The organism is Hyalangium sp., assembly GCF_035629615.1.
GTDB lineage: Bacteria > Myxococcota > Myxococcia > Myxococcales > Myxococcaceae > Hyalangium.
On the sequence record NZ_DASPHO010000447.1, the window covers coordinates 1 to 9,088 of the forward strand.

Here is a 9,088-nt window from a genome sequence, read left to right on the forward strand (position 1 = left end):
GCGATTTCTTCCACGGCGAGGGGTTGCACGTAGGGCGCACGAGACACACCGTGGCAGGGGGGGACGGTGGGCGTGGGCGGTCCCAATATCGACCCAGGTGTCCGATCCGGTGTGCCGTGAAAAAGCGGCGGCCTGTCATTCCTTCGGGGAACTCGGCGGGCGGTTCAGGTACACTGGGATCCGGAAATCTCGGAGTAATCGGAAAATTATGCCCACGCCCGATTCTCACGCCCCGCGGCTGGATGTCCCGAACCTCGCGGTCCACGCGCTCTGGTGGGCGTGGTTCGCAGGAGTGCTGTGGAGCTGGAGCTCCTGGTCGGTGGGGCCGCGCATCGCCGCGATGGTTGTCGGGTGGGCGGTGATGTTCTGGAACTACGCGGTGCTGCACAACCACATGCACGTGCCCATCGCGAGGCCGCGGGCGCTCAAGTGGCTGGTGTCACGAACGCTGGGGCTGGCGTGCGGCTTTGCCTACCGCGGCTATTACATCCACCACTTCAACCACCATAAGTACAACGACGGCCCGGGAGACTGGGGACGTCCGCGGCCCGGCGAGGGCGCGCTCCACTACTGCGTACGCTGGGCGCTCACGCCGTGGTTCTGGCCGTGGGAGGCGGTGGGGAAGGTGTGGAGCGGCTGCAAGACGCGCGGCCAGAAGCTGGAGCTGCTGCTGGACTTCGCGGTGGTGGATGGGGCGCTGCTGGCGCTGATCCTGTGGCAGCCGTCGCTGGGACTCTCCCTGCTGGCCATGCTCCTGGTGGGGCAGACGAGCATCCACTACCTGAACCTCGCGGCGCACGTGAGCTCGGACTCCACGGATCGGACGGCGCTGGCGGTGACGTCCACCTCGCCCTTCTACAACCGCTACTTCTTCAACGCGGGCTACCACCAGGCGCACCACCTCAAGCCGCAGGTGCCATGGCGCGCCCTGCCCGCACTCACCGAGGAGCTCCTCCGCCAGGGCCAGCACCGGCCCTCGCTGCAGGCCGTGCCAGCGCCCATCCACCCCTCGTGGATCGCTCGCGTGGCCTCCTTCCGGAAAGCCACCGGCCACCGCGAGGAGTCCATGCCCATTCATGGTCCTGCCCCGGAGACCTCCGGCACGCCCTCGTAGTCCCGCCCCCGGCGCTTCGTCACCGAGGACCCGGCGAGCCTGGGAGCCGCGGCCGTAGCACCACCAGGTGACACGCCAAGGCCACTCGGGCATTTTGTCCTGATTTTAACACTTCCAGGCGAGAGCGCTGAGCCTGGGTGGCCGTCATTCCAGACCCTGGGACAGTACAGGAGCATCTCCCGACAAAGCCTTCAAACACGCCGATACCTGCAAATCATGTATTTCGCGATCGACTGCGTGATTTTGAAATATTCACGTTTTTCCTTCAAAGTTCCTTTCTGATGAGTGCTCTTGATCAGCCCTGGTCCATTAATTGGGACGTAACGTACGCGTGCCCGCTGCGGTGCACGCACTGCTACTCGGAGTCAGGCCGGCGGGCGTCTCGCCAGCTGAGTCTGGAGGACATGTTCCGGGTGGCCGACGCGCTCATCTCTCTGCGTCCCAAGTCAATCCAGTTCAGCGGGGGCGAGCCGCTGCTGGTCAAGGGCCTGTTCCAGGTCGTCGAGCGGATCGCTCAGGCGGGCATCCCTGTGGGGCTCTATACGAGCGGGTGGCTGCTCGACGAGCGGCTGGTACCGGACATCGTCCGGTCCTTCTCCACGGTCCACGTGAGCGTGGATGGGGCGACGGCGAAGGTGCACGACACGCTGCGCGCCAAGCCGGGCTCCTTCGAGCGGGCCATGAGAGGCCTGGCGCTCCTCGACGCGGCGGTCCGCGAGCAGCGGCAGCTCGGCAGCAAGACGCTGTCTTTCGGCATCGACTCTGTGGTGGTGCGGAGCAACTTCCATCAGCTGGAGGAGTTCTGCACGGCGATCGCCCCCCGGTTCCCAGAGATGAAGTTCCTCCTGCTGGGAGCGGCCATCCCCTCGGGGCTGGCCAGCCGGCCGGGCTACGCCGACCACGAGCTGCTCACGGATGATCAGCTGTGGCTCATGGGGAACTCCGGCTTCACGCGGTACCTGCAGACGCTGGCCCCCGCCTCGGTGCGCGTGGGCACGACGGACGGGCTCTCCTTGCAGATGCACCCGGACCACATCGCCAGCGGCAAGGCCTTCCGCGGGTTGATGCACGTCGAGCCGGACGGGGCGGTGCGCAGCATGCCCATCTACGAGGGCACCGTCGGCAACCTCCTGGAGGAGCCCGCGCAGGTGCTCTGGGAGCGTGCGCTCGCGCGGCACCTGGATCCCTTCCTGATGGAGACGCTGTCCCCGGTGCGCACGATGAAGGAGTGGGCGAAGGCGACGCGCCGCATCGACCTGCACTACGGCTCCCCGCAGGTGCGCGCCCGGATCTTCCTGCGACAGAACTACCGCCGACGCCCTGACGAGCTGGTGCTCCCCACCCTGGCGCGCCTGGATCCACCCGCTGGCTGGGCTCCCGGAACGACTCAGGCGCCAGTGCACTGACGCGGAGCGGCCGGGAGCGAAGCGACCCGCGGGGTCCGCTTCACTGCACCGGCAGGGTGACGGTGACGCGGGTCCCCACGCCGGGCTCGCTCTCCACGCGCAGGGTGCCGCCCAGGCTGGTGACGATGGCGTGGCTCACGGGCATCCCCATGCCCGTGCTGCCGGGGCGGGTGGTGAAGAAGGGCTCGAAGAGGCGCATCATCACCTCGGGCTTCATCCCCTCGCCGGTGTCCTTGATCTCCACGATGATCTCTCCGGCCGGGCTGGTGCGGGTGGCCACGCGCAGCACGTTGCGCGCCGCCTCCCGGTCGGACATGGCTTGCACCGCGTTGAGCATCAGGTTGAGGAACACCTGCCCGAGCCGCGCCTCGTCCGCCTCCACCAGCGGTACGGGCTGAAAGTCCTTCTCCAGCCGGGCGCGGTGGCGCAGATCATTGCTGACCACACTCAGCCCGTCCTCCAGCACATGCTGCACGTCCACCCACGCCCGGTGTGCGAGAGGCTCGCGCACCAGCAGGTGGAGATTTTCGACGATCAGCCGCAGCCGATCCGCGCCCTCGCGAGACTCGCCCAGCGCCTCGAGGACCTCGTCGAACTCGTCCAGGACTCCCTCGCTCTTCCCGGAACGGATCGCCTGCCGGAGCCGGGTGATCTCCTCACGTGCGAAGGAGAGGTTGGCCATCAGGTAGGCCAGGGGATTGTTCATCTCGTGGCCCACGCGTGAGGCCAGCGTGCCCAGGGCCGCCATGCGATCGGCGTGGAGCAGACGCGCCTCCATCAGCTTGCGCGTCGTCACGTTCTTGGCGAACACACGGATGACCCCAGCCTCCTGCAGCGAGGAGATCACCAGCTCCCAGTGCTGGTGGGAGATCTCCACCACCGGCACTCCCCCCTGTGCCTGGCCCTGCTGGAGCGACGCCAGCGCGGCCTCTACCAGCGGGTGGCGCATGCCCAGCATCAGCAGATCCGGGAAGGCGGTATGGGCAGCCGGGTTGGCGTAGTGCAGGGTGCCATCCTGACCGAGCTCCAGCATCGGCTCGGGGTGAAGGAGCGGGAAGGAGGCCAGGCGATAGAGCTCCGTCTCCAGCTCGTGCTGCTCGGTGATGTCGCGCACCAGCAGGGCGGTGCCGGGAGCGGGCTGCCCCGGAGGAGCCGGCTGTGGGGTGGCCTCGGCGGCGTAGAGCCGCGTCTGCCCATTCACCTCCAGGCGGTACTCCGCGCGTCCGCCGATGCCGTGGTGCCGCGCCGCCCGCGCGAGCGCCTCCAGGGATGCTCCCGCATCGGGAGGCAGCACCTGCATCAGGGTGCTCCCTTCCCTCCCATGGACGTCCCGGCCGAACACGAGGCCGGCGGAGGAGCACATGCTCTGGTACCGCTCCTCCGCGTCCAGCTCCACCGCCAGGTACTCCGCACGCTGGTGGGGCGGAGCCGGAGGCCGCCAGGCCTTGGAGTCGGGCGCGAGGGCGAAGCCGTCGATCTCGAAGAGGCCGAGCAGCGGCTGCATGCCCCTGCCGTCGTGGCTCATCGCCGTGAGGGCTGCAATCATCGCGGCGGCATCCGCCTCGGACAGCCGGCGGGTGAGGATGATCCCATCGGAGAGGGTGGGCTCGGTGAAGGCGAAGGGGGTGAGCAGGTGCTCGGAGGCGCCCACGCGCTGGGCCAGGCCGGCGCGCACGGAGACTTCGTCCGGGTGCGTGGTGAAGAGGGACGCGACGTCCGCCTGGCCCTGGAGCACGGCGAGCAGCGCGTTGCGGTAGCTCCCATGGAACTGCTGCTCGGCGAAGAGCTCGTCAGGAGCCAGTCCGCGCGCCTCCAGGTGGCGACGAGCCAGCAGGTAGCCACCCGTGGAGAGGGGGGCCACCCAGGCCGCGCGCGCGCCCTTCAGCGTCTCCAGGGAGAGGGGGTTCTCCAGCCGGGAGATGAGGGCCGCGTGGTAGTGCCAGCGCCCGGAGCGCACCGCGCGCAGGACGGCGTGGGCCTGGGGCTCGAAGGCATTGCACTGCTCGGCGGTGGCCCAGGCCATGTCCACCCGGCCCGCGGCCAGCTCCTGCGCGACCATCTCGTAGGTGCGGGCCAGCTCCACCACGATGGGCCGCCCCGCCCGCTGGGAGAGCAGCCTGCCGAAGAACTCGATCCGGACATGCTCCCTGACCTCTCCCAGCGAGGGGTAGATGAGAAATCGGATGGGAGCGCTCAGCAATGACAAACCCGTTCTCCTGCCCCTTGAACTCCAACAACTCCCCGACGGGCCGAGCATGCCGAACGTCCTGCGCCGAATACACTGGATCTCCGCACCTCGGAGCGGGCTCCTCCTTCACCCGGAGCGTAAAGGCTTGAGGACGGTGGAGAATTCTTGTGGGTGCGGCGAGCGCCAGCCGCATGGAACCGCTTGAGGAGGCCTCAGCCCGAGCGGGTCACTGCGAACCCCCATGGGCCTGGGGGTCAGTGCACCTTGGGAGAGCGTGGGGCAGGCTCGCGTGCCACCCGGGGCTTGGGCGTCACCATGCGGACGATGCCGTAGAAGAGCTGGTCCTCCGTGTAGACCTTGCGCACGCGCACGCGCGAGGGGCCCGGGAGGTAGGAGGGACCGGGCCGCTCCAGCCACTGCAGCACCCGCACCTCGCCTCGGTGGGCGAAGGAGGCCTTGAGCTCCCGCGGGCACGCCTTGAGGTAGCGCCGCACCAGCGGCCGCAGGCGCCGGGCGAAGTCCCTGCCCAGCACGTCATGCCGCCGCCCCGAGTGCAGCGTCCCATCGAAGCGGCGCGAGCAGTGGAACAGCTCGTGGATCACCGTCTCGATGCGCGCCTTCGCCGTGGAGCCGCGGAAGAAGAGCGGGCGCAGGGTGATGCAGTAGAGCATCCGCCGGCCCCGGATGCGGACGATGGGCTTGCGCCGGCCCGTCCGGTCCGTGCTCTTGCCGCCTCGGAAGCACAGGGGCTTCACCGTGCCGCGAGAGGCCCGGCGCGCCTCACCGGCGACGACGAGGATGCGGCTGGCCTTCACGTGGCCGAACTCCGGCATGCGAGCGGCGATGTCACGGATGAGGGCGCGGAGCGCCTTGTTGAAGTTGGGGCGTCGTGTGGCCACGAGTGGTGGACAGTCTAGCGGAAAAGCGCTTGGGAGCAGCCGGTGCGCCCTCCACAATGTTGCCCGTGAAGCCCTCTGAACGCTCCAAGCTCCTCGTCCCCGCGCTGGCCGCCCTGTGGCTCGGGTGTGCCTCGGCTCCCTCCAAGCCCTCCAGCCCGCCGACCCTGGCGATCCAGGAGGCCACCGTCCCCACCCAGAACCTGACGGACGCGACCGTCCACTACGCCGGTCAGGTGGTGAGCCCCGTCCCCGGTGTCCTGGAGAGGGCGGACTATGAGCTCGTCGCCGAAGGACAGGTGGTGAAGACAGGGACGGCCACGCTGAACGTCCCCCTCACCGCCCACCAGGCCACCTCCTTCTCCTTCCAGGAGCGCGCCCCCTACGTGCGCAGTCCGGAGGACCTGAAGGTCCTGAGCCAGAAGGGCGGGACGATACTGCTGGCCCTGCGTGGCACGCTCACGGTGCGCTCGGGGCAGGAGGTGGAGACGCTCCCCTTCGCCGCCTCGAGATCGGTGCGCGTGCCCCGGCTCCCCGAGGTGGTGCTGGAGAGCCTGGATGCGGCGCGCTACTCCTCCTCGGAGGTGAACCTCACCTACCGCGTGGGCGTGAGGAACCCGAACCCCTTCCCGCTGCGGATAGACCAGCTCGGCTATACCCTCCTGGTGGGCGGCAAGTCGCTGGGCGAGGGCACGCTGGCCAAGGCCGACACGGTGGAGGCCTCGGCCACGAGCGTGTACCCGCTGGAGGCCTCGGTGTCGCCGTCGACCTGGGGCTCGGACGTGAAGGCGCTCATCTCCAAGGGTGTGCTCCCTTACACGCTCCAGGGCGAGCTGACGGGCCCGCTGCTGAAGGTGCCCTACTCCCTCGACGGGAACGTAAAGCTCAACGTCTCCAAGTAAGGACCGGCTCCCGATAGGCTGCGGGCGTGCCCATCTACCTGCTCGATCCCGAAGATCCAGAGGCCTTCCCTGCTCCCGAGAAGGCACACCGCAGCGGCGTGTTGGCGGTGGGCGGGGACCTGAGGCCGGAGCGCCTGCTGGCGGCGTACGCTCGCGGCATCTTCCCCTGGCCTGCCGAGGGCCACCCCTTGATGTGGCACTCGCCCGATCCGCGCTTCGTGCTGGAGCCGGACAAGCTCCACGTCGGCCGCAGCCTGCGCAAGACGCTCAAGGCGGGCACCTACGAGGTGCGCTGGGACACGGCCTTCGCGGACGTGATCGCCGCGTGCTCGGAGGCGCCTCGGCCTGGCCAGGACGGCACGTGGATCACCGACGAGATGCGCGAGGGCTACGTCACGCTGCACCGGCTGGGCTACGCGCACTCCATCGAGTCCTGGGCCGACGGCAAGCTGCAGGGGGGCCTGTACGGCGTGTCGCTGGGCGCGGCCTTCTTCGGCGAGAGCATGTTCGCGCGCGGGCCGGATGCCTCGAAGGTGGCCTTCGCGACCGCGGTGGAGCGCTTCCGGCAGTGGGGCTTCCACTTCGTGGACTGCCAGGTGGAGACCGAGCACCTGGCCCGCTTCGGTGCCGAGCACTGGCCGCGCCGTCGCTTCCTCACTGCGCTGGCACGGGCGCTGAAGGAGCCCACCCTCCGCGGCCCGTGGACGTGAGGCATGGCGCTCCGTGTTCACGGATGACCTGAGCGGCTACGGGCCTCTCTCATAGAGATAGATGGGGGTGCGGTACAAGTCATCCACCACGAGCGTGCGCAAGGGCTTCCAACCGCGGAGCGCGAAGGTGTGGCTGAGGATGCGTGTACCGGGAGACAGCTCCGCGAGCAGCTTGGGCGCCAGCCGGGACATGGCCCCTGGGAAGAGGTAGCAGACGACGAGCGACGCACCCGCAAGAGAGGCGCGGAAGAAGTCCTGGCGCCGCAGCTCGAGGTTGGAGCGTGGGGCGAGGCGCTGGCGCAACCAGCAGAAGGCCCAAGGCAGCGGGGACACCTCAAAGGCGATCACCTTCGCCCGAGGGCAGCGATCGGCCAGCGCGAAGGCCAGCGTCCCCCACCCTGCGCCGAGCTCGAGGATCGTGCCTGTGAGGTCCGGCTCGATCACTGACAGCAGCTGGCGGCGGACCTTGCTCAGGGTGAGCATGGGGGAGATGCCGGTCCGCAGCGTCGAGACGACGATGGACAGCATCCCCCCGAGGAGGATGGCCAGCAGGAGCAGGAGCAGCGCCCCTGTCACCTCGCGGGTGCTCCACGCTTGCGCTTCTCGGGCTTCTCCAGGGCCTCCACCGGTACTCCCCCCGCGTCCGCCGGAGCCGGCCCCGCGTCGGGCGCGGCCTCGGGCATGTCGATCTTCACGCGGTCCTCCAGGGGCACGCGGCCCACGGACTGGCGGAACAGCTCCCAGAGCGCGCGCCGGTGGCCCTCGGGAGTGGCCTTCCCCTGGAGCACGAGGCCCGCGCCGCTGTAGCGCGCCTCCAGCCCCAGCGCCTTCAAGCCCGGGGTGAGCACGGCGAGCTGCTCCTGGAGCGCTGCCAGCTCGAAGGTGAGCTCCAGCTCTCGCGCCAGCCAGGCCTCCGTCTGGAAGAGGGACATGAGGGCCTTCCGGCAGGCCGCGTCCTTCACGGTGACGACGAGCGAGCGCTCGGTGCCCTCATTCACCTGGAGCCCCGGACACGCCTTCTTCGCGGCGGCCAGCTGCTCCGGCGCGGCCTCGGGCACGGCCCGGACGCCCGGCTCGGTGACGGACAGGCGCCAGACGCCGAACTTCCCCTCGGCGTAGAGCAGCAGGAGGGTGCGCCCCGGACGGTGTCCGGTGATGAGCAGCTCGTTGCTGCCGGGGAGAATCTCCACGGTCGCCACGGAGGGGTCCTCCACCTCGATCCAGTCCACGGCGGTCAGCTTGTGAAAGCGGTCCTTCCCGCTCTCCAGGGAGAAGACCAGGTCCACTGGCCACGCGAGGGCGCTCACGGGGAGGAGCAGGAGGGAGGCGAGCAGGACGCCTCCCAGCCCCGCCCGGAAGGACACAGGTGCGGACATCAGGCCTCCGGCGAAGTGGTGCGACCCCTTAGCACAGGTTAAGAAGGAGGCTCCATGCCTACCTGGGCCCTCTGGGCCGCCTGCCTGGCCCTCTGCCTTCTCCGTTCGCTCGTGGCCGCCGCAGAGTCGGCGCTCTACGGCACGTCCGATCTGCGTGCCCAGGAGCTGGTGGAGTTGAACGGTGCCGCCGGGAAGCGGGTGCTGCGGCACAAGACGGAGCGCGAGGCCACCGCCACCGCGCTGCGCCTGGGCAGCGTGCTCAGCGGCTTCCTGGCCGCCGCCATTGGAGCCCTGGCCCCGCCGCGGATGCTGGACTTCAACCGCCTGGGGGATGACGCATGGCTCCCGGTGGCCACGGTGACGGCCGGGGCGCTCTTCGTGGGCGTGCTGGCCAGCCTCATGGAAGTGACGATGCGGGGCCTGGCCAACGCCAACCCCGAGGGCTGGGCGCTGCGCCTGTCCTGGCTCGTGTCGCTGCTGGTGCTGCTCTTCTACC

General features: G+C 69.3%; 9 protein-coding genes. 5 read left to right on the forward strand and 4 right to left on the reverse strand.

Going from position 1 to position 9,088, the window contains the following annotated elements; all coding sequences use genetic code 11:
- Positions 1-208: 208 nt before the first annotated feature.
- A complete protein-coding gene (locus VD972_RS22865) occupies positions 209-1,114 on the forward strand; it encodes a fatty acid desaturase (protein WP_324990366.1) in 906 nt (301 codons plus the stop codon).
- Between the two features lie 281 nt (positions 1,115-1,395).
- Entirely contained in the window at positions 1,396-2,520 is a 1,125-nt protein-coding gene (locus VD972_RS22870; protein WP_324990368.1) for a radical SAM protein, read from the forward strand.
- Positions 2,521-2,560: 40 nt separating this feature from the next.
- Here VD972_RS22870 and VD972_RS22875 read toward each other — a convergent pair whose 3' ends face one another.
- Together VD972_RS22875 and VD972_RS22880 are read right to left on the reverse strand one after the other, a co-directional pair.
- The gene (locus VD972_RS22875; protein WP_324990369.1) at positions 2,561-4,726 is read right to left on the reverse strand and encodes a PhnD/SsuA/transferrin family substrate-binding protein; all 2,166 of its coding nucleotides are present in this window, start codon (positions 4,724-4,726) and stop codon (positions 2,561-2,563) included.
- Between the two features lie 236 nt (positions 4,727-4,962).
- Positions 4,963-5,607, reverse strand: coding sequence for a putative metallopeptidase (locus VD972_RS22880; protein ID WP_324990370.1), 645 nt, complete (start codon positions 5,605-5,607; stop codon positions 4,963-4,965).
- Between the two features lie 56 nt (positions 5,608-5,663).
- Here VD972_RS22880 and VD972_RS22885 point away from each other — a divergent pair, with 56 nt between their 5' ends.
- Together VD972_RS22885 and aat are read left to right on the forward strand one after the other, a co-directional pair.
- A complete protein-coding gene (locus tag VD972_RS22885; RefSeq protein WP_414654102.1) occupies positions 5,664-6,506 on the forward strand; it encodes an LEA type 2 family protein in 843 nt (280 codons plus the stop codon).
- A 26-nt stretch (positions 6,507-6,532) separates the two neighbouring features.
- Entirely contained in the window at positions 6,533-7,216 is a 684-nt protein-coding gene (gene aat, locus VD972_RS22890) for a leucyl/phenylalanyl-tRNA--protein transferase (RefSeq protein ID WP_324990373.1), read from the forward strand.
- A gap of 36 nt (positions 7,217-7,252) precedes the next feature.
- Here the strand turns inward: aat and VD972_RS22895 are convergent, their stop codons facing one another.
- Both VD972_RS22895 and VD972_RS22900 read right to left on the reverse strand, forming a co-directional pair.
- Positions 7,253-7,792 (reverse strand): class I SAM-dependent methyltransferase, encoded by a 540-nt coding sequence (locus tag VD972_RS22895; protein ID WP_324990376.1) that lies wholly within the window; start codon positions 7,790-7,792, stop codon positions 7,253-7,255.
- Entirely contained in the window at positions 7,789-8,592 is an 804-nt protein-coding gene (locus tag VD972_RS22900) for a hypothetical protein (RefSeq protein WP_324990378.1), read from the reverse strand. Before VD972_RS22900 ends, VD972_RS22895 begins: the two co-directional genes overlap by 4 nt.
- Positions 8,593-8,646: 54 nt before the next feature.
- On the opposite strand from VD972_RS22900, the gene VD972_RS22905 reads away from it, so the two are divergent.
- Positions 8,647-9,088: DUF21 domain-containing protein (locus tag VD972_RS22905; protein WP_324990380.1), on the forward strand; the 442-nt coding region annotated here is incomplete at its 3' end.

Bases quoted from the DNA above. Each gene is read 5' to 3' on its own strand.
- VD972_RS22865 (WP_324990366.1), top strand. From the start codon at position 209: ATGCCCACGCCCGATTCTCACGCCCCGCGGCTGGATGTCCCGAACCTC.
- VD972_RS22885 (WP_414654102.1), top strand. From the start codon at position 5,664: ATGTTGCCCGTGAAGCCCTCTGAACGCTCCAAGCTCCTCGTCCCCGCG.
- VD972_RS22870 (WP_324990368.1), top strand. From the start codon at position 1,396: ATGAGTGCTCTTGATCAGCCCTGGTCCATTAATTGGGACGTAACGTAC.
- VD972_RS22900 (WP_324990378.1), bottom strand. From the start codon at position 8,592: ATGTCCGCACCTGTGTCCTTCCGGGCGGGGCTGGGAGGCGTCCTGCTC.